22 protein-coding genes are annotated in these 19,610 nt (G+C 49.3%); 12 read left to right on the top strand and 10 right to left on the bottom strand.

Features of this window, described 5'->3' with window-relative positions:
- Window positions 1-134 precede the first annotated feature (134 nt).
- From J4685_RS17625 to J4685_RS17615, 3 genes are read right to left on the bottom strand one after another with little or no spacing between them, the layout of a single operon-like run.
- A complete protein-coding gene (locus tag J4685_RS17625) occupies window positions 135-1,442 on the bottom strand; it encodes a TRAP transporter large permease (RefSeq protein ID WP_000566802.1) in 1,308 nt (435 codons plus the stop codon).
- Entirely contained in the window at window positions 1,435-1,950 is a 516-nt protein-coding gene (locus J4685_RS17620; protein ID WP_001091410.1) for a TRAP transporter small permease, read from the bottom strand. The genes J4685_RS17625 and J4685_RS17620 overlap by 8 nt, the downstream gene beginning before the upstream one ends.
- Before the next feature lie 18 nt (window positions 1,951-1,968).
- Window positions 1,969-2,952, bottom strand: a complete 984-nt coding sequence (locus J4685_RS17615) for a TRAP transporter substrate-binding protein (protein WP_000812812.1) — start codon at window positions 2,950-2,952, stop codon at window positions 1,969-1,971.
- A 328-nt stretch (window positions 2,953-3,280) separates the two neighbouring features.
- Here J4685_RS17615 and sodA point away from each other — a divergent pair, with 328 nt between their 5' ends.
- From sodA to J4685_RS17600, 3 genes are all read left to right on the top strand, one after another.
- Window positions 3,281-3,901: a superoxide dismutase [Mn] gene (gene sodA / locus J4685_RS17610; protein WP_000122632.1), complete on the top strand. Its 621-nt coding sequence runs from the start codon at window positions 3,281-3,283 to the stop codon at window positions 3,899-3,901.
- Between the two features lie 69 nt (window positions 3,902-3,970).
- Window positions 3,971-4,660 (top strand): 6-hydroxyaminopurine reductase, encoded by a 690-nt coding sequence (gene yiiM, locus J4685_RS17605; protein WP_000559229.1) that lies wholly within the window; start codon window positions 3,971-3,973, stop codon window positions 4,658-4,660.
- An 11-nt stretch (window positions 4,661-4,671) separates the two neighbouring features.
- Window positions 4,672-5,067 carry a nuclear transport factor 2 family protein gene (locus J4685_RS17600; RefSeq protein ID WP_000133441.1) on the top strand — a complete coding sequence of 132 codons (396 nt, stop codon included), beginning with the start codon at window positions 4,672-4,674 and terminating at the stop codon, window positions 5,065-5,067.
- Between the two features lie 50 nt (window positions 5,068-5,117).
- Here J4685_RS17600 and cpxA read toward each other — a convergent pair whose 3' ends face one another.
- Both cpxA and cpxR read right to left on the bottom strand, forming a co-directional pair.
- Window positions 5,118-6,491, bottom strand: a complete 1,374-nt coding sequence (cpxA, locus tag J4685_RS17595) for an envelope stress sensor histidine kinase CpxA (protein WP_000580402.1) — start codon at window positions 6,489-6,491, stop codon at window positions 5,118-5,120.
- Window positions 6,488-7,186 carry an envelope stress response regulator transcription factor CpxR gene (gene cpxR, locus J4685_RS17590; protein WP_001033731.1) on the bottom strand — a complete coding sequence of 233 codons (699 nt, stop codon included), beginning with the start codon at window positions 7,184-7,186 and terminating at the stop codon, window positions 6,488-6,490. The genes cpxA and cpxR overlap by 4 nt, the downstream gene beginning before the upstream one ends.
- Window positions 7,187-7,336: 150 nt before the next feature.
- Between cpxR and cpxP the strand changes: the two genes are divergently transcribed.
- The gene (gene cpxP, locus J4685_RS17585; RefSeq protein ID WP_001233463.1) at window positions 7,337-7,837 is read left to right on the top strand and encodes a cell-envelope stress modulator CpxP; all 501 of its coding nucleotides are present in this window, start codon (window positions 7,337-7,339) and stop codon (window positions 7,835-7,837) included.
- Between the two features lie 184 nt (window positions 7,838-8,021).
- On the opposite strand, the gene J4685_RS17580 is transcribed toward cpxP, so the two are convergent.
- On the bottom strand, window positions 8,022-9,002 hold the full coding sequence (locus J4685_RS17580) for a tyrosine-type recombinase/integrase (protein ID WP_017441885.1): 981 nt from the start codon (window positions 9,000-9,002) through the stop codon (window positions 8,022-8,024).
- A gap of 69 nt (window positions 9,003-9,071) precedes the next feature.
- Complete coding sequence (locus J4685_RS17575; RefSeq protein WP_017441884.1) at window positions 9,072-9,365, bottom strand: helix-turn-helix domain-containing protein; 294 nt, start codon at window positions 9,363-9,365, stop codon at window positions 9,072-9,074.
- Window positions 9,366-9,499: 134 nt separating this feature from the next.
- Between J4685_RS17575 and J4685_RS17570 the strand changes: the two genes are divergently transcribed.
- The 8 genes from J4685_RS17570 to J4685_RS17540 all read left to right on the top strand — a co-directional run bounded on the left by J4685_RS17570 (window position 9,500) and on the right by J4685_RS17540 (window position 13,785).
- Window positions 9,500-9,772, top strand: coding sequence for a Cox family DNA-binding protein (locus J4685_RS17570; protein ID WP_016249393.1), 273 nt, complete (start codon window positions 9,500-9,502; stop codon window positions 9,770-9,772).
- Entirely contained in the window at window positions 9,748-9,945 is a 198-nt protein-coding gene (locus tag J4685_RS22605; protein ID WP_046595640.1) for a hypothetical protein, read from the top strand. Before J4685_RS17570 ends, J4685_RS22605 begins: the two co-directional genes overlap by 25 nt.
- Window positions 9,942-10,442 carry a hypothetical protein gene (locus tag J4685_RS17565; protein ID WP_017441883.1) on the top strand — a complete coding sequence of 167 codons (501 nt, stop codon included), beginning with the start codon at window positions 9,942-9,944 and terminating at the stop codon, window positions 10,440-10,442. Before J4685_RS22605 ends, J4685_RS17565 begins: the two co-directional genes overlap by 4 nt.
- 63 nt (window positions 10,443-10,505) lie before the next feature.
- Window positions 10,506-10,730: a DUF2732 family protein gene (locus J4685_RS17560; RefSeq protein WP_000557701.1), complete on the top strand. Its 225-nt coding sequence runs from the start codon at window positions 10,506-10,508 to the stop codon at window positions 10,728-10,730.
- Window positions 10,730-11,032: a DUF5405 family protein gene (locus J4685_RS17555; RefSeq protein ID WP_001277958.1), complete on the top strand. Its 303-nt coding sequence runs from the start codon at window positions 10,730-10,732 to the stop codon at window positions 11,030-11,032. The genes J4685_RS17560 and J4685_RS17555 overlap by 1 nt, the downstream gene beginning before the upstream one ends.
- Complete coding sequence (locus J4685_RS17550) at window positions 11,032-11,256, top strand: TraR/DksA C4-type zinc finger protein (protein ID WP_001113264.1); 225 nt, start codon at window positions 11,032-11,034, stop codon at window positions 11,254-11,256. Before J4685_RS17555 ends, J4685_RS17550 begins: the two co-directional genes overlap by 1 nt.
- Entirely contained in the window at window positions 11,253-11,528 is a 276-nt protein-coding gene (locus J4685_RS17545) for a DUF5405 family protein (protein WP_000027664.1), read from the top strand. The genes J4685_RS17550 and J4685_RS17545 overlap by 4 nt, the downstream gene beginning before the upstream one ends.
- Entirely contained in the window at window positions 11,518-13,785 is a 2,268-nt protein-coding gene (locus tag J4685_RS17540) for a replication endonuclease (protein WP_046595641.1), read from the top strand. The genes J4685_RS17545 and J4685_RS17540 overlap by 11 nt, the downstream gene beginning before the upstream one ends.
- Before the next feature lie 247 nt (window positions 13,786-14,032).
- Here J4685_RS17540 and J4685_RS17535 read toward each other — a convergent pair whose 3' ends face one another.
- The 3 genes from J4685_RS17535 to J4685_RS17525 all read right to left on the bottom strand — a co-directional run bounded on the left by J4685_RS17535 (window position 14,033) and on the right by J4685_RS17525 (window position 19,594).
- Entirely contained in the window at window positions 14,033-16,252 is a 2,220-nt protein-coding gene (locus J4685_RS17535; protein ID WP_046595642.1) for an AAA family ATPase, read from the bottom strand.
- Window positions 16,253-16,778: 526 nt separating this feature from the next.
- Window positions 16,779-17,825: a phage portal protein gene (locus J4685_RS17530; protein WP_000517958.1), complete on the bottom strand. Its 1,047-nt coding sequence runs from the start codon at window positions 17,823-17,825 to the stop codon at window positions 16,779-16,781.
- Window positions 17,825-19,594 (bottom strand): terminase ATPase subunit family protein, encoded by a 1,770-nt coding sequence (locus tag J4685_RS17525; RefSeq protein WP_046595643.1) that lies wholly within the window; start codon window positions 19,592-19,594, stop codon window positions 17,825-17,827. The genes J4685_RS17530 and J4685_RS17525 overlap by 1 nt, the downstream gene beginning before the upstream one ends.
- Window positions 19,595-19,610: the final 16 nt, after the last annotated feature.

Below are 19,610 nucleotides of genomic sequence, written 5' to 3'. Positions count from 1 at the left end.
ATTCCCTTTTCCGGCTACTTTATAGGTAGCCGGTTTTTTTTACCTGGTGATGACCTGCGGATAATTATTATCGTGCGTTGGCCGGATAAGACGCGAATCGCCATCCGGCAACGAGATATGCAGGAAACTATGCCTTACATGATGCCCAGTAGACGGGGTAAAAACAGTGTGATTTCCGGAATGTAGGTAATTAATAACAGAACGCCGATAATCGCGCCGTAAAAAGGCATCAACGGTTTGATAACGTCCTCAACTTTGACCTTACCGACGCTCGCCCCGACATATAAACCACTGCCAACTGGCGGCGTAATGGTGCCTATCGCCAGGTTATAGATCATGATAATGCCGAAATGCACCGGATCGACGCCCAGTTTAGTCATAATCGGCAGCAGAATCGGGGTAAAAATCAGAATGGCCGGACCGATATCCATAAATGCGCCGATAATCAACAAAAAGACGGTAATGACTAACAGGATAACCAGTTTATTGGCGGAAATACCGAGGATCATATCGCTCAGCGCCGCAGGAATATTGGTGATCGACATCGAGAAGGACATCGCCGAAGAGGTTGCCAGCAGGAACATGATGACCCCGGTCATTACCACTGTCTGGAGCAAAATCGAAGGCAAATCCTTAATTTTCAGCGTGCGGTAAAACACCATCGTCAGCAATAACGTATACACCACGGCAATCGCGGAGGCTTCAATGGCGGTGAAAATCCCCTGCACAATGCCGCCGACGATAATCACGATCAGTAACAGGCTGGGAATGGCCTCAACGGCAACTTTTAGCGCCATGCCTTTTTGGACGGTGAAGAAAACCCGATAATTTCGACGCTTAGCGACTACCAGCGTGACCAGCATACAGCCAACGCCCCACAGCACTCCCGCGACCAGACCGCCGGCGAACAGAGCGGCAATCGATGTTCCCCCGCTTGCCAGCGCATAAAGGATAAAAGCCGTGGTGGGCGGAATTAACATTCCCGTCGGCGCGGAGGCGATATTCACCGCGGCCGCAAAGCCGCGATCGTAACCTTCGCGCGCGCTCATCGGCACCATCACGCCGCCAATGGAGGTTGAGGCGGCAATTGCCGATCCGGAAATTGCACCGAACATCATATTGCCGACGATGTTGGTATAAGAGAGCGAGCCGGGCAGTTTGCCAGTAAACAGTTTGGCAAAATTGACCAGCCGGGCGGCAATTCCCCCGCTATTCATGATCACCCCGGACAAAACGAAGAACGGCACGGCCAGCAAGGCAAAACTGTCCAGGCTGGAGAACATTTTTTGCGCGGTGGCGAACATCGAAATATCGAAAGGCAGTACCAGCATCATGGTGCTGAAAGAGGCGATAACGATGCAGATCCCGATAGGCGCGCCCATGGCCAGTAAAACAACAAAGACGGCAATTAGCGTACAGGACGCAAAAATAGGGTCAATCATGTGATTTCTCCAGAGTGTGCTCAGTGGTATCCGTGGCGGAATGGATAGCTTTCAGGGCGTCAACGATATTCAGCAGCCCATAGAGGATGATCAGTACGCCCGCGCAGGGGAGCGCGTAATAAATTTTCCCCATCGGAATGCCCAGCGCAGGGGAGATTTGCAGCATAGAAATCGCAGAAATCTTCAAGCCGCCGATAATCAATACCCAAATGGAAAACGCGATAAAAATGACCTGCAGGATGATATCCCACCAGCCGCGAATCGTCGGCGACACCTTATCCAGTAAGATAGTCAGACTGATATGCTGTTTCTGACCGGCGACAAAAGCCATGCCCAGCATTGATACCCACACCAGGAGAAATCGCAGCATCTCTTCGGTAAGGGTACTGGGAACGCCCAGAATGTAGCGGCTCACCACCTGCCAGCAGGCGATGCCCACCATTATCGCCAGCACCAGGCAACAGATAGCGCCCAGCAATAAATCAAGTCCTTTTCTGAATGTGTTCATCTTGATTTCCTGATTAGATTAATTTTTTGCTGTCTGGATACGTTGATACAGGCCGTAAAGCCGCGGCTTGTTTTTCAGGCCGTCGTAAATAGGCTGTACCGCCTCCTGGAAGGGCTTTTTGTCGATCTCGTAGAATTCAACGTTGAAATCTTTTACCGCCGCCAGCCTGGTTTTCTCTATTTCCTTGTCCCATGCGGCTTTCTCAAATTCGATCGACGCCTTGATGGCGGCTTCGACGATGCGCTGCTGTTCTGGCGTCAGTTTTTCCAGCGTGAGGGTACTCATTAACAGGATATCGGGAATGCGGGTGTGCATATCGTAGGTGTAATAACGGGCGACTTCGCCGTGGCGGGCGATGGTGAGAGCGAACTCATTGTTTTCCGCGCCGTCGAGAATGCCTTGTTGTAATGAGGTATAGACCTCCGCCTGGCTCATGGCGATAGGCGAAGCGCCCAGCAGTTTGAGGGTTTGGATCGCCGTCTCACTCTGCATGACGCGGATCTTTTTCCCGCGTAAATCCTCAATGCGTTTAATCGGCGCTTTGCTCATATAAAAATTACGCGCGCCGGAATCATACCAGCCTACGCCGATAAACCCCTGCGCGGCGGTGGACTGATAAACAGGCTCCATCACCTGTGGGTTATCCATTACGCGGTAGTATTCATCGACGGTGGCAAACAGGTAGGGAAGTGAGAACACGCCGTACTCAGGCGAAAAACTCTCCATCAGCCCGGACGACACTTTAGTGATGTCGACGACGCCGACCTGCGTCAACTCCACCAGTTCGCGCTCGCCGCCAAGCTGTCCGTCCGGGAAGTACTGTACTTTGATATCGCCGCCCGTTTTCTCTTCCACTTGCTGCCCCAGGAAGTGCAACGCATCTTTTACCGGCTGGCTATTTTCAGCGTAGGCCAGGCGCAAAATGGTTTCGCCGTGGGAGAAGAAAGAGAGTGTGGAGAGTAAGGCCAACGTAGCCAGACGTATAAAACCAGGTTGCTTCATGATTCCCTCGCAATTGTAATAATTTACCGGGAATGTAATTGCAGTGTGAAATTATAACCTTCTTGATTTTGCCACCGCTGACAAAATTTGGCACCAAAAGAAAGATTTTGAAACCCTGTTTCACATTTCATGATTTCCAGGAATTCATCAACAGGCGGTTTCGGTTGGAGGCGTAAAAAACGGTTTTTTTCAGCGGATGCCGTAACGTTTATAACCCTGGAAAAAGTACGGCATTGATAATCATTTTCAATATCATTTAATTAACTATAATGAACCAACTGCTTACGCGGCGTTAACACTGTGCCGCTCGACAATAATGGAGATGATTATGAGTTATACACTGCCATCCCTGCCGTACGCTTATGATGCACTGGAACCGCACTTCGATAAGCAGACGATGGAGATTCACCACACCAAACACCATCAAACCTATGTCAACAACGCTAACGCGGCGCTGGAAAACCTGCCTGAGTTTGCTGACCTGCCGGTTGAAGAACTGATTACTAAACTGGACCAGGTGCCAGCGGACAAAAAAACTGTGCTGCGTAACAACGCGGGCGGCCATGCTAACCACAGCCTGTTCTGGAAAGGGCTGAAAAAAGGCACCACTCTGCAGGGCGATCTGAAAGCGGCTATCGAGCGTGACTTCGGTTCCGTTGACAACTTCAAAGCTGAATTCGAAAAAGCAGCAGCAACCCGTTTCGGCTCCGGCTGGGCGTGGCTGGTGCTGAAAGGTGACAAACTGGCTGTGGTTTCTACCGCAAACCAGGATTCCCCGCTGATGGGTGAAGCCATTTCCGGCGCTTCCGGCTTCCCGATCCTGGGTCTGGACGTATGGGAACACGCTTACTATCTGAAATTCCAGAACCGCCGCCCGGACTACATCAAAGAGTTCTGGAACGTGGTGAACTGGGACGAAGCAGCAGCGCGTTTCGCCGCTAAAAAATAATTTGCATTGCACGTCTGTAGAAGCGAGTCTGATGACTCGCTTTTTTTGTATCCGCGTAAGGAGCAGCAGATGCATTATCCGGTTGACGTGTTTATTGGCAAAATTCGTGACTATGACGGCAGCCGCCCGAGCGCTATCGCCAAGGTGCAAATCGACGGCGAACTTATGCTGACCGAGCTGGGTCTGGCAGGCGATCAGCAGGCCGAAAAGAAAATCCACGGCGGCCCCGACCGCGCGCTATGCCATTACCCCCGCGAACACTATGCTGATTGGATTCGCCAGTTCCCCGAGCAGGCGACGCTGTTTTGCGCCCCGGCGTTTGGCGAGAATCTGTCGACGAACGGAATGACCGAACACAACGTGTTTATTGGCGACATCTACCGCTGGGGCGAGGCGTTGATCCAGGTCACTCAGCCGCGCTCTCCATGCTTTAAACTTAATTTCCACTTTGCCATCAGCGACATGGCCCTCCTTATGCAGAACAGCGGAAAAACCGGCTGGTTGTATCGGGTCATTGCGCCAGGTAAAGTCTCCAGCGATGCGCCGCTGGAACTGGCGTCGCGTCTGAGCGATGTCTCGGTTCATGAAGCGGGTGTTATCGCCTGGTCTATGCCGTTTGATGACGAACAATATCACCGGCTGCTGAGCGCCGCCGGGCTGTCGGCGAGCTGGAGCCGCACCATGCAGAAGCGTCGTTTGAGCGGCAAAATTGAAGATAGCGCCAGACGACTGTGGGGGGATAAAACTCCGCCAAAATGAAAGGAAGGATTATGACTGAAGCTGAAAATGCGGTGGCGATCGTAAAAGAATTTTTGGTGGCCTCGATGATTCCCGATGCTGAACGCGCCGCAACGTATATGCACCCGGAGGTGAAAATTACCTTCACCGGAGGCCGGGCGATGGCGGGCGCGGCAGATATCGCGCAGTTTAACGGCGCTCGCTACAAGTGGGTGAAGAAGGCGCTGGGCGAGTTTGATGCGGTGCAGCATGATGATTACGTTGTGATTTATTCCAACGGTACGTTGTATGGCGAATGGCCCGACGGTCGCCCGTTTGCCGATAACCGCTTTATCGATCGTTTCGAAGTGCGCGATGGCAAAATTACCCGGATGGACGTGTGGAACGACAGCGCCGAGTGGATTTTAGCGCCAGACATTTCCCGGTAAATCTCGACGGCGAGATAAAAAATCGGCCTGCATTCGCAGGCCGATGGTTTTTAGGTTCGCTTGTACAGCGGTAGCCACAGCGTGAGCCGCAACCCACCCAGCGGGCTATCGTCAGCCTTCACCCAGCCGCGGTGCTGCTGCATGGCGCTTTCGACAATCGCCAGCCCCAGCCCGGTGCCGCCAGACTCGCGGTCGCGCGCCTCATCAGTGCGATAGAACGGACGGAAGATCTGCTCGCGGTCTTCAGGGCTTACGCCCGGTCCGTCGTCATCGACCGTGATCGTAATACCGTCTTTATCCACCGAGAAGCCGACTTCAATCTTCGTATGTGAATAGCGCAGCGCATTACGAACAATATTTTCCAGCGCGCTTTCCAGCGCGTTTGGGTTGCCATAGAGCGGCCACGGCCCCGGCGGATAATTTACCGTTAACGACTTGCCCATCTGTTCGGCTTCAAAGGCGGCGTTATCCAGCACTTCGCCCCATAGCTGATTGGCTTTCATCGTTTCGCTGACCAGCGCATTTTTCTGTTGGTTACGCGACATCACCAGCAGGTCATTGATCATGCTGTCCAGACGCTGCGCTTCGGTTTCAATACGCTCCAGCTCTTTGCTTTCGCCGCCACGACGACGCAGCAGCGCGGTACCCAGTTGCAGGCGCGTAAGGGGCGTTCGCAGCTCATGGGAGATGTCTGACAGCAAACGCTGCTGCGAGGTCATCATCCGTTCCAGCGCCGTCACCATCTGGTTAAAACTGGCGCCAGCGGCGAGGAACTCCTGCGGACCCGCCTCCAGCTCCGGATGCTGACGCAGGTTGCCTTGCGCCACTTCATCAGCCGCGTTTTTCAACTTACGCGCCGGTTTCGCCAGACTCCATGCCAGCCATAGCAAGAGCGGCGAACTGACCAGCATCGTGACAATGAGCAACAGAAGCGGGCGGTCAAACAGCAGATTAATAAAATCGGATTGCGAACTGCTGGCCGGTCGAATCAGGTAAAGCTGGTAATTATCCTCTCCGTCGCGAACGGAGAACGGCCCCACCATCTCTACGCGGCCATATTTTTTCTTCTGCGGATGATCGGCGTTATCCGCCTGACCAATGAAGTTACGAATGATCTGCATTTCGCTGCGTTCAGCACCGATCACGCGTCCTTCAGAGGTCACCAGTAATAACCGCTGTCCAGGCGGCGCCCACTTATCGATCGCGCGGAACAGGCGACGCCACCACATCAGGTCGTTGGGCGGATCGTTCGCAAGTTCAGCTTCTACATGTTGCTCTATCATCAATCCCTGGCGCTGTTCGCTGTCCAGCAGCTCGGTCATCTGGCGTGAATCGAGCTTGGGCAACATCAGTACCAGCATTAGCACCAGCGCCAGCGTCAACCAGAAGATGGCGAAGATGCGCGCGGTTAAACTTCCTATCATGAAGCGGAAACCATCAGATAGCCGCGACCACGCAAGGTTTTAAACCACGGGTGACCGTCTTTGCGTTCTGGCAGTTTGCGGCGCAGGTTAGAAATATGCATATCAATGGCGCGATCGAACGGCGTCAGGCGCTTGCCCAGCACTTCCTGACTTAAATGTTCACGGGAAACCACCTGGCCGAGGTGTTGCGCCAGCAAATAGAGCAGGGTGAATTCCGTACCGGTCAGCTCCAGAGTTTGGCCATCGAAACTGGCTTCTTGGCGACCCGGATTAAGGCTTAGCGCATCAACTTCCAGCGTCGGCGAGCCGTTGTCGCTGCTCTGCTGCTGCTCGCTCCAGTGGGAACGGCGCAAAATAGCCCTGATACGCGCTACCAGTTCGCGGTCGTTAAACGGTTTGGGTAAATAGTCGTCCGCGCCCAGCTCAAGGCCGAGAACGCGATCCAGCTCGCTGCCGCGCGCGGTCAGCATAATGACAGGCGTCTGGTGTGTCTGGCGAAGCGCTTTCAACGTATCGATACCGTTTTTCTTCGGCATCATGACGTCAAGCAAAAGTAAATCGATGCTGTCATCCAAAAGCTCAAGCGCCTGCTCGCCGTCGTGGGCCACCAGGACATTAAAACCTTCCATTTCGAGGAGCTCTTTTAACAGGGAAGTCAGCTCTCGGTCATCATCAACTAACAGGATTTTATTCATTGTTTACGTACCTCCGAGGCAGAAATTACGTCATCAGGCGTCGCTAATCCATGACTTTACGTTGTTTTACACCCCCTGACGCATGTTTGCAGCCCGAATCGTAAACTGTCTCTCGTTGAATCGCGACAGAAAAGATTTTGGGAGCAAGCGATGCGCAAAGTTACCGCTGCTGTTATGGCCTCAACGCTGGCATTCAGTTTTTTAAGCCACGCAGCTGAAGTTGTTACAAGCGATAACTGGCACCCCGGTGACGGGGCCACGCAGCGTAGCGCGCAAAATCATATGTTTGACGGCATAAGTTTAACCGAACATCAGCGTCAGCAGATGCGAGATCTTATGCAACAGGCAAGGCACGAACAGCCTCCTGTTAATGTTAGCGAAATGGAGACAATGCATCGGCTTGTCACCGCAGAAAAATTTGATGAAAGCGCTGTGCGCGCTCAGGCAGAAAAAATGGCGCAAGAGCAGGTTGCCCGCCAGGTCGAAATGGCCCGCGTGCGTAACCAGATGTATCGCCTGTTAACGCCGGAGCAGCAAGCGGTTTTGAATGAAAAGCATCAGCAACGAATGGAGCAACTGCGCGACGTGGCGCAATGGCAAAAAAGTTCATCGTTGAAATTATTGAGTAGTAGCAACTCACGTTCCCAGTAACAACCCTGTTTTCCTTGCCATAGACACCATCCCTGTCTTCCCCCACATGATGTGGGGGTTTTTTTTATCAATCACTTACATGCAATCAAAAGTAAAAACAGTCGCTTATCGAAAGCTGTAAGGGTTTGGAGTGGTTTCAAAACTTCTTAAGTGTGGACACTATGTGGACACTCAGAAGGGAAATTTATAACGTCACTCCGCCTTTTAGAGGATTCAGCGCGACGGCATTCTGCAGGTAGTCAGGGGCAAGGTGCGCATAGGCCATCGTCTGCTGAATGCTCGCATGTCCCAGAATCTGTTGCAGTGCAATTATATTGCCCCCATTCATCATGAAATGGCTTGCGAATGTATGCCGCAGGATGTGGGTTGCCTGATTGGGTGGTATATCAGGTTTCACTCTGCGTAAAATCCCGCAAAACTTCTCATAATCAACTTTGAACAATTTGGCGCTGGCCTCCTCTTTAACTTTTTTCTCCAGTTCCTCAGAAATCGGCACGGTTCGCTTTTTACCGTTTTTGGTTTTCAGGAACGTAACCCTGCAACTTGTAATCTGTGCTGGTTTTAGCGTGGCAACTTCCGTCCATCTTCCTCCAGTGCTCAGACATAAAAGCGCGACAAGTAAGTCATCACCAGCCAAAACATTTAACAGTTTTCCGATTTCTGCTTTTTCCAGGAACGTCATTTCAGGGTTGGCCTCCGCCAGTGGCGGCAGTCCGTGAATTGGGTGTTGCCCGGAAAATTCATCCAATTGAATTAATTTTGTGAACATGCCGGATAATCGGTACATGTCACGGTTTATCGTTGCGGCACTGATGCCATCACGTAGTCGTATGGAACGATAATCCATCAAAACCCTTTTGCTCATCCGGCTCACTGGTAGATCACCTATGCCGCTGATGGTTTTGAGCAGATGATTAAACTCTTTTGTTCCATGCTCGTGGTTTTGCCCGTGATATTTCCACCAGATGTCCAGCAACTCTGTCAAAGTTCGGCGGTCTGCTCGCTGGCCTCCCCATTCTTTCTGACTGGCATTGGCGATTGTGTATCGCTCAAATGCTACCGCTTCAGCTTTTCTTTCAAATTTCCTGCGGATGCGCTTTCCATCGCGACCGCGTGGTCTAATGTCCACTTCATAGCGACCATCATCGAGCTTCTTAATTGCCATAAGAAAGCCCTCCGGCGCTGTATTCACCATCTTGGTAGCAAATGGTGAAAATGTAATCTTTATATAGAGTTAGCCAATCCTTTTCGCGGAGTGGTTGGATTCTGTTGACTCTGGCCCAATGTGCGCGAGAGCCGGTGCGATTTGTCCTGCTTCCGGCGCTGTTTTATCTGTCATAAGCCATAGTGTGTATTTTTGAAACTGAGGTGCGTTGGTGACTTGCAGCACAACTTGGATGCCTGGGTCTTGATGGCCTCCTTCGTAATTCTTTAGCGTTCCTAACGCTACCCCACTGATTTCACTGAATTTTGCTTGTGTTAGCCCTTCCGATTTTCTTATTGCTCTTAATTTCTGTGCGATATTCATTTGACATAGTCCTGACTTAATGACTATATTTCCCGGAAAGGTCATTAATCCAGAACCTTTCGGGCGTAAGTCCAGCGCCGCTTAAACGGTCTCAAGCGGTTTTTAAGGGGCTGGATCCTATGAGGGTAACATAGATGGAAGCGAATGATTATGTGATTAAGTACCCGCTCGATGCGGTACATGCGGAAAAATTTGCAGATTTATTGGGTAAACCAAAAACCGCAGTTACAGAAATGATCAAGGCTAACAAGCTACCGGTTATCGAGCTTCGAGATCCAAATAAGCCGAAGGCTCGAGCCGGTGAGAAATGGGTTTTCATTCCAGAGTTTAATCGCGCTGTACGTGAGGCGTTTTATAACCGACCGGTTGAACAGCGTGATGCATGGCTTTTGTGGATGGGGTTGTGATTATGAGTGAGCCGCGTTGTATTACTCAGTTATTGCGTAACGAAAGCCCCAGGGCGATTGACTTCACCATCACCCACGGGAAGGGGCGCAAGGGAATCATTATCCGCACCAAAAAACAGAGTCCCTTAAAAAAGGCTCTGACCTTTCTGAAAAGCCGGAGGGTATGGAAATGACAGTGATGACACTTAATCTCGTCGAAAAACAGCCAGCAGCTATGCGCCGGATAATTGGTAAGTATCTTTCCGTCCCTCGCTGGCAGGATACATGTGATTATTATAATCAGATGATGGAGCGCGAACGGCTAACGGTTTGCTTTCATGCGCAGTTAAAACAACGTCACGCAACGATGCGTTTTGAAGAAATGAACGACGTCGAACGTGAACGGCTGGTTTGTGCAATTGATGAATTGCGTGGGGCATTCTCAAAACGCCGTCAGGTTGGCGCAAGTGAGTATGCATATATTAGTTTTTTAACAGTCAGTCAGCGTCGTACTTTATTTATGCATGCCGGATTGACTGAAAAAGAATTCAACCAGCCATACTGGCGAATTAATGAAGAGTCATGTTACTGGCGTGATGCTTTATTCCGTGCATTACGTGAATTATTCAGCCTGTTTGAGTATGCACCGACAATTCTGACGTCGGTAAAACCAGAGCAATATCTGCATTAAGTAATTAACCAGAGTTTTTAACGCACTTAATCGTGCGGGGCTTCTTTTTGCCTGGAGAAAGTTATGCATACAGTTTCTGAAAATCAGTGCGGTATATACGCATTACTGCTGCAACAGGCCAGAACCGAAGCACAGGCCGACGCTGCGACGCGCTTTTCTTCTCATCTTGATGCCATGATTCGCCACATCACAAAGGCGGAGTTATCCCGCGTGGAGATAGTCGAGCTGCTCAGTCAGGAGTCGGAAAAATTTCACAATATCGGATTGTCTCGCGGGGAGGTGCTTTGATGTCCTGTTCTCGTTCAGTTGTATTACTGAATAACGCCTTAAAAATCGCCGTTATGAAAAATGGCGATTTGTCTCTTATTCAACTTGGTCTTGATAAAGAAAAACGCGAAATAACTGAGTCTGTTATCGCGATTTATCAGAACGAATTAAACCTCCTGTCTGATGTGGTCAATTTACTTGTTAAACGCGCTGTGTTTCACAAGCAAATCTCCTCCGTGGATGAACTGACGAAATTAACGACAGAAATCGCCAGCTATTGCGCTGATGAATTTAAAAACCTTAACGACAAAAGGAACTGGTAATGCCGGACAACGTAGATTTTATTCAGGAACAACAGGCTGAATTACTGGAGCGCCAGATTAACGCGGCAAGGGTAAAACATTGCGGTGCTTCTGCGCTGGTTTGCGAAGAGTGTGACGCGCCAATACCTGCTGCCCGTCGTGCGGCTTATCCGTCAGCCACGCGTTGTGTTTCCTGTCAGTCAGTCTTTGAAGCAAAAAACAAACATTACCGGAGAACGGCATGAGTATTCGTATTGAAATTGGCGAACGTTATGTCGTTACCAGTGACAGCTTTCAGTTTATTCTCCACGAGAAAAAGAGAGCTGAAAGCGGTAAAAACGCCGGTCAGGAATGGCTGGCGGTGGTTGGTTATTACCCGAAATTAAGCCAGCTCGTTTCCGGCCTGATGCATCACGATATTCTGACCGGAAGCGCAAAGTCTTTTGCTGATTTAAACGCGCAGGTTGAGCAACTCAGCAAGCGTTGTTCAGAGGCTTTTGGCTCATATGGCCGTTAAAGCCTCCGGGCGTTTTGTCCCTCCGTCAGCATTTGCCGCAGGCACCGGTAAGACGTTTACCGGTGCTTATGCATGGAACGCGCCACGCGAGGCCGTCGGGCGCGAAAGACCCCTTACACGTGACGAGATGCGTCAGGTGCAAGATGTTTTATCCACGATTAACCGCCTGCCTTACTTTTTGCGCTCGCTGTTTACTTCACGCTATGACTACATCCGGCGCAATAAAAGCCCGGTGCACGGGTTTTATTTCCTCACATCCACTTTTCAGCGTCGTTTATGGCCGCGCATTGAGCGTGTGAATCAGCGCCATGAAATGAACACCGACGCGTCGTTGCTGTTTCTGGCAGAGCGTGACCACTATGCGCGCCTGCCGGGAATGAATGACAAGGAGCTGAAAAAGTTTGCCGCCCGTATCTCATCGCAGCTTTTCATGATGTATGAGGAACTCAGCGATGCCTGGGTGGATGCGCATGGCGAAAAAGAATCACTGTTTACGGATGAGGCTCAGGCTCACCTGTATGGTCATGTTGCTGGCGCTACACGAGCTTTCAATATTTCCCCTCTCTACTGGAAAAAATACCGTAAAGGACAGATGACCACGAGGCAGGCATATTCTGCCATTGCCCGTCTGTTTAACGATGAGTGGTGGACTCATCAGCTTAAAGGCCAGCGTATGCGCTGGCATGAAGCGTTACTGATAGCTGTCGGGGAGGTCAATAAAGACCGTTCTCCTTATGCCAGTAAACACGCCATTCGTGATGTGCGTGCGCGCCGCCAGGCAAATCTGGAATTTCTTAAATCGTGTGACCTTGAAAACAGGGAAACCGGCGAGCGCATCGACCTTATCAGTAAGGTGATGGGCAGTATTTCTAATCCTGAAATTCGCCGGATGGAGCTGATGAACACCATTGCCGGTATTGAGCGTTACGCCGCCGCAGAGGGTGATGTGGGGATGTTTATCACGCTGACCGCGCCGTCAAAGTATCACCCGACACGTCAGGTCAGAAAAGGCGAAAGTAAAACCGTTCAGCTTAATCACGGCTGGAACGATGAGGCATTTAATCCAAAGGATGCGCAGCGTTATCTCTGCCGCATCTGGAGCCTGATGCGCACGGCATTCAAGGATAATGATTTACAGGTCTACGGTTTGCGTGTCGTCGAGCCACACCACGACGGAACGCCGCACTGGCATATGATGCTTTTTTGTAATCCACGCCAGCGTAACCAGATTATCGAAATCATGCGTCGCTATGCGCTCAAAGAGGATGGTGACGAAAGAGGAGCCGCGCGAAACCGTTTTCAGGCAAAGCACCTTAACCGGGGCGGTGCTGCGGGATATATCGCGAAATACATTTCAAAAAATATCGACGGCTATGCACTGGATGGTCAGCTCGATAACGATACCGGTAAGCCGCTTAAAGATACTGCCGCGGCTGTTACCGCATGGGCGTCAACGTGGCGCATCCCGCAATTTAAAACGGTTGGACTGCCGACAATGGGGGCTTACCGTGAACTACGCAAATTGCCTCGCGGCGTCAGTATTGCTGATGAGTTTGACGAACGCGTCGAGGCTGCTCGCGCTGCCGCAGACAGTGGTGATTTTGCGTTGTATATCAGCGCGCAGGGTGGGGCAAATGTCCCGCGCGATTGTCAGACTGTCAGGGTTGCCCGTAGCCCGTCGGATGACGTTAACGAGTACGAGGAAGAAGTCGAGAGAGTGGTCGGCATTTACGCGCCGCATCTCGGCGCGCGTCATATTCATATCACCAGAACGACGGACTGGCTCATTGTGCCGAAAGTTCCGGTCGTTGAGCCTTTGACTTTAAAAAGCGGCATCGCCGCGCCTCGGAGTCCTGTCAATAACTGTGGAAAGCCTGCCAGCAGTGATACTTCGTTACCGGCTCCCACGCCTTCTGAACACGCCGCAGCAGTGCTTAATCTGGCTGATGGCGGTGTTATCGAATGGAATGACCCGGAGGTCGTGAGGGCGCTCAGGGGCGCATTAAAACACGGCAGGAGAACGCCAAATCGTCAGCAAAGAAACGGAAGCCCGTTAAAACCGCATGAAATTGCGCCATCGGCCAGATTGACCCGGTCGGAACGAATGCAAATCACCCGTATCCGCGTTGACCTTGGTCAGAACGGTATCAGGCCTCAGCGATGGGAGCTTGAGGCGCTGGCGCGTGGGGCAACAGTAAATTATGAGGGGGTAAACTTCAGGTATCCGGTAAATGATGAGTGGCCGGGATTTAATTAATGCTTTGATTTTTTAGTTAGGCTGCTCTAGAATCCACGCCAGTTACCGCTTGGGGTATCCTTGCATTGCTCTTGGTATTAGCTTTATACAAAGGGTGTAAAGGCTGCTATTGGCAACAATAGTGCTGGCATGGAGATAATCTCATGTTAAAGTTAGTGAAAGTACGTCAGTACAATCGCTATCGTTTCGGTAAGTGGGAGACGGTGTGTGAACACCGTCGTTCTTACCCAACCCGATGATATGCGGCCTAAGCGGTAACGGTTTCCTCTTCCTCTTCGTCTATCATTTTCAAATAATGTTTTTCGTCACCAGTCATACGGAAAATGGTTTTTAGTTGCTCCATATATTTCTCTGGAGATATATCTCCCATGTCTGTGATGTTAACTGCATCTGAATGGGAACCTCTATTAATGTATCTATAAAATGCTCTAAAATCATTATTCTTATCATCGCTAGCAAGTTTATTTAACTCTGTCTGTAATGCATCCGTTCTATGAACAAATGCGAAGTAGTATTCCAGTATATTTCTCATGATGTTAGGTATTATAACTTTATTTACCCTTCCATCCTTCGCATCTTTTAATACTTGCCATAGGGACTGGTATTCATTCTGAATGCTCTTTTTCTCTATTTCTGTAATTATGCTGTATTCATTTTTGGTTATTCGTCCAAGATAATAATCACGCTTGAATGTTCTATCTTCTTTGCTTCTAGGAGCTAATTTGATAAGTTCATGAAAGAAATAAAGATTGTGTGTGAGTATTAATGTTTTCTTTACTGCTTTGTTATTGTTTATTATTTCATGGTGAATTATTGAGGCAATATCGTACACATAATTTTGAGAGAGGCTGGATATTGGATCATCAATAACGATAAATACATCTCGCATATCCGTATCATTCTTATCTGTCTTACCTTTACAGCATTCTAGAAAGTAGAGAAAGGTAATTAAGGTTTTTTCACCCTCGCTAAGAGATCTGTATACATCTTTATCTGTTGTGTTCTCAGAACGTGATATAATATATTTATCATTGCTCTCAGTGTGTTTTTTTATGCTAAAACCATAAATTCCTAATAATTTTAGACGTTGATTTATAGAATCTATGGTTGCATCAATATTAGATATTTGATCGCGTAGCTCTTTGATCTTTTTGTTATTGTTATCTCCTTGTTCTTTTATGGTATTTAATTCAAGTTGATATTGTTCATAAATGATTTTATCGTCATTCTCATATTTTGAGAAAGCTTCAAACTCAGCGTTGCATAATTCTCTTATTGCTCCCCATATTTTGTAACGTATAGACTTTTCACTATCCTTAAATTGTTTGACTTTAATATTTATTTCTTTAATTCTATTGTTGTACTCTGTTATATTATCAACTACCTTTGCTTCAAGGTCGCTATTGGATCCCAAAATAATAGATATAGATGGGTTATTGATTTTATCTAACATCAATTTTAAGTTTTTGTTTGCTATTTCCTCTAATAACGCTATATGAGATGATGTTATATCTTTTTCTTTTGAGGTGATTAATTCACAAGATGAAATCTCTTGTTTTATTTTTTTTAAATTATCTATGGTAGCGGATTCATAAGACGATCTGATAATGCGTATTTGGTCAACTTTTTTGGAGTAGCTATCATCAAAGATAGATTCTATTGCTTCTAAAAATTTGTCTTTAATAGTGTCTTCTTGGCAGAATGGGCAACATGTGCCATTTAAATATAATTCCTTCCCTTTTTTCACCCAGTCAAGGTTTTGAAGTTGTTTAATTATTTCTGACAAATAGCTATTACTTGAGTCTATAATCGGAGTGGATAAAAATTCTTTATCTTTTTCTGAAATGATATATTTTTCTAAAGGTGTAATTGATGCAGTGAATTTATCTTTGTTCTTTAAAAGAATACTATATTCTTGAGCAAGTGACTCGATATTAACGTCAGTGGTTTGAGGGGCTTTTTTAACTTGCTCATAAAATGATCTCTTGCTTCCTAACTGACCTTTCATCAAGATCTTTAAGTCAGATGATCTAAAAGGTTCTGCTTTATTCCATATTAAATCAATATATTCATTTTCTTTATCGTTTTTATCTTTAATTAAACGCTCAATAACGTTTTTTTTATCTTTGTATTTTGTAAGTAGGTCTTGTCTTATAGCTTCTTTCTCCATCAATTCTTTTTCAATGTCAGCATTTTCCTTACTTAAAGTGAATACTCCTTTTTGCTCTTTTGCATTATAAAAATTATCCTCAACAAACTTGGTATTATAAACCAATAGGCGAAAAGTATCTATGAAAGGACATTCACACTCTTTGTAATCCGTGTTATTTGGATTATAGAAATAGTTAGATATAGTTGATTTTCCACAACCGTTGTGTCCATAAAGTATATTAATTTTTTTTGAGAGATTAAGAGTCGTGAAGCTATCTTTCTTATAGCTGGTTATATTCTTTAATTTAAGTTCCATTTTAAAATCTCATCATTGTCAATGATATTGTATAAATATTTAAGCTGTTTAACATGAATTATTTTGCTAAACGATAAAGATCTACCTCAGAAGTTTACTTTGTTCAAGCAAAATCTTTTGTTCTAAGAGATATAAAAATTTTTATTAATAGTTTGATTTTTGTTCATGGGATTTCTTTTTTTATGTTTTTACAAAGTAATAACTATGCATGTATCAGGTGCATGGTTTTGCATGTGTCAAAGTTATGCGTTCTCGTTGCTTGACGTCACAGCTAGCGAGGATTCAACGTACTCATGCAACTGCATTAAAACCGACCCATAAAGCGGGCAGGCGTGGCGGGGAAAGCATTGCGCGCCAGCGGTGGTGCGTAATATTAAAAATTATCGTCTGAGCGCGTCGTGATGGCGCTTTCGTGGTCGCTGTCGGTTCGTTGGTGGTCGGGGGTGGTTGTGCGCGTGTGGCGCGTCTGAGGCGTGATGGTGGCGGGGTATGAAAAAGCCGCCAATACTGGCGGCTTGAGGGGGGATTATTCCGGGTTGTCGAGGGTGTACTCTTTGAACCTGATGACCTCCATGCCGAGCCAGTCGTTTACCTCCCTGAATCTGTCCTGTAAGGGCGATAACTCGTTACGCACAAAGACCTTTGCCACCTTCTCAACATCACCCATTGAGCCGATATTCTCAGGCTTGCCGCCCATGAGCTGGAACGGTACGCGGTGCGCATCCATGAGGTCAGCGGCGCTGGCTTTCTTGATGTTGAAAAAGTCATCCTTTGTGGCGACCTCGCTCAGTGGCACGATTTTTATGCCGTCCGGTTTCCCGTTCGGTGAGTAGAAAAACAGGTTTTTAAAGTTGCCGAGCCCTTTAGAGTTACGCATTGCATCGCGCAGCGATTCGACGTCAGTCGCGCTTTGCGCCGGGTCAGTCACATACATGATGTAACCTGCGTGCGCGCCGTTCTGGTAATACTTGCGGCGGAACAGCGTTGCGGATTCATTCAGCCAGGCGGAATTAAGTGCGCTGAGATATTCAGGCAGGCCGTAAATCTCCTGATTAATATCAGGCTCCAGCAGGTGGAACACGGTATCGGGTGCGAATTCATGCGGCTGAGTGAAGTTTTCCACAAACCAGAAAACCGAGTCATCGACCCCGCGTCGGGTGTATTTTGCCGGTGAAGTCAGCAGTTTGATTAACTGTCCGGTGACGCTGTGGCGCTGCTCAAGAAAGGCGTTACCGAATACCAGATAGTCGAGTGCAAAGCGGCTGAAATCCTGACGGGACAGCAGCGGGTGCGGAATGTAGGTGCTCGCGAGCACGTTGCGTTTAACGTAAATCGGTGAGCTGTGATGCACTGCAGAGCGCAGGCTTTTTGCCAGCCCGGAGAAGCTGACCGGCGGCTCGTACCATTTGCCGTTACTGATGCACTCGACGTAATCCAGAATGTCGCGCTTATCGAGTACCGGCACCGGCTCACCGAAGGTGAACGCTTCCATTTTTTGCGGTGCGCTGGCTTTTAGTTGCTGTGGTGCGCGGGCTTTCTGCGCGGCGGCTTTACGGGATTTTTGCTTACCCATTAGTTGAACTCCAGAATAGATTTAGGCTGCATGCCGCTACCGGCAGAAAGCGGTTCGTTTAACAGGGCGTGCATGGTGGCCCATGCGATATCAGCGTGACTGGCTTCCTCGGTGCGGCTGGCCTCATAGGTGGCGCTGCGCCCGCTGCTGGTCATGGTTTTGCGGATGGACATAAACGACTGTGTGACATCAGTTGCTCCGGCGTCGTACTCCAGACAGCCACGGCGAATCGTGTCTTTCGCCTTGAGCACCATTGCGGTTTTCATTTCTGGCGTGTAACGGATACCGCGTGCCGCCGGGTAGAATGAGCGCACCAACTGGAATACACCGAGACCGAGGCCTGTTGCGTCAATGCCGATGTATTCGACGTTGTATTTCTCAGTGAGCCTGCGGATGCCTTCTGCCTGTGCGGCAAAGTCCATGCCTTTCCACTGGTGACGCTCCAGCATGCGAAACTTGCCACCCGAAACCACCGGCGGCGCGAGTACGACACATCCGGCACTGTCGCCGGTGTGGGACGGGTCGTAGCCAATCCAGACCGGGCGTGAGCCGAATGGATGGTCGGCGAACGGGGCGAAGTCCTCCCATGTTTCCATCACGTCGACCATGCAGCGCTGCAGCTCCTCGAACGGGAATACCGATGCCTTATCGTCGACAAACTCGCACATAAACAGGTTCTTAAAGTCCTCATCACTGTTTTCGCGTCTGAGCTGGTCGAGGTCGAACAGGGTGCAGCCACCGGCAAGGGCGTCCTCAATAGTGACAATCTGCCGCCACTGGCCATCATCGCAGAGCTGACCACCGGCGAGTGCGCGGTGACTGATGTCGATTTCGATGCGGTCAGCGGCACTGGCGCGCCCCTTGTTGAACAGCTCACCCGACCAGAAGGGGTAAGCCCCGTGCGCCAGCGTTGAGGGCGTCGAAAAGTAGGTTGAGCGCAGGTGCTTCTGCGATGCCATGCCCGAGGCGACTTTGCGCAGTTTCTGAAAGTTCGGGATCCAGAATATTTCATCGACATACAGGTCGCCGTTATGGCTCTGCGCGGTGTTGGAATTGGTGCCGAGAAAAATCAGCTTTGCGCCGTTGCTGCCGATGACAATCGGGTCGCCGGTCAGGTCGACGTCAACCAGTCGCGCAAACTGGATGATGTATTCCCGGAACACGTAAGCCTGCGTTTTACTGGCCGACAGAAAAATCTGGTTATGGCCGGTCTTGAGCGCGCGCAGCAGTGCCTCGCGGGAAAAGTAGAACGTCGCGCCAATCTGGCGGGATTTGAGAATATCGCGAATACGGTGCGCCAGTCCTGCCCGGTACCACTGCAACTGGTATTCGAAAGACTGGTCGAAGAAAATTTCTTCCAGCTTTGCGACAGCCTCATCGCTGAAAAAGTTCTTTTTCGGCCTCTTACGCTCCCCCTTGTTACGGTTGGCAACGTTGGGGTTAAGGTCGGCCTCGTTGCCGGTCTGGCTGTAGCGGTTGACGCGCGCCAGCCGTTCAATCTGCCGCCCGAGCAGGTCAATCTCTTTGAAGTCGCCGCCTGACTTTTGCGGCTTGGCGATGAGCTGAATCAGGCGCGCCTCAAGGCTGCTTTCGACACGGGAAATCGGTGCGATGCCGTCCCAGCCGTCGCGCTGTTTCCAGCTCTGCACGGTCGGGCGCTTGACCTGCAGCATTTCGGCAATCTGTGGCACGGAAAAGCCCTGCCAGTAAAGCAGCGATGCCTGTCGTCGCGGGTCATGCAACAAGGTTGTATCGGTGGAAATGGTCATTGATGCCTCGCCGTAG

Origin of the sequence: Salmonella sp. 32100201201700099SM (assembly GCF_017572645.1) — a bacterium.
Lineage (GTDB): Bacteria > Pseudomonadota > Gammaproteobacteria > Enterobacterales > Enterobacteriaceae > Salmonella > Salmonella enterica.
This window is presented reverse-complemented; position numbering and strand designations above follow the sequence as displayed.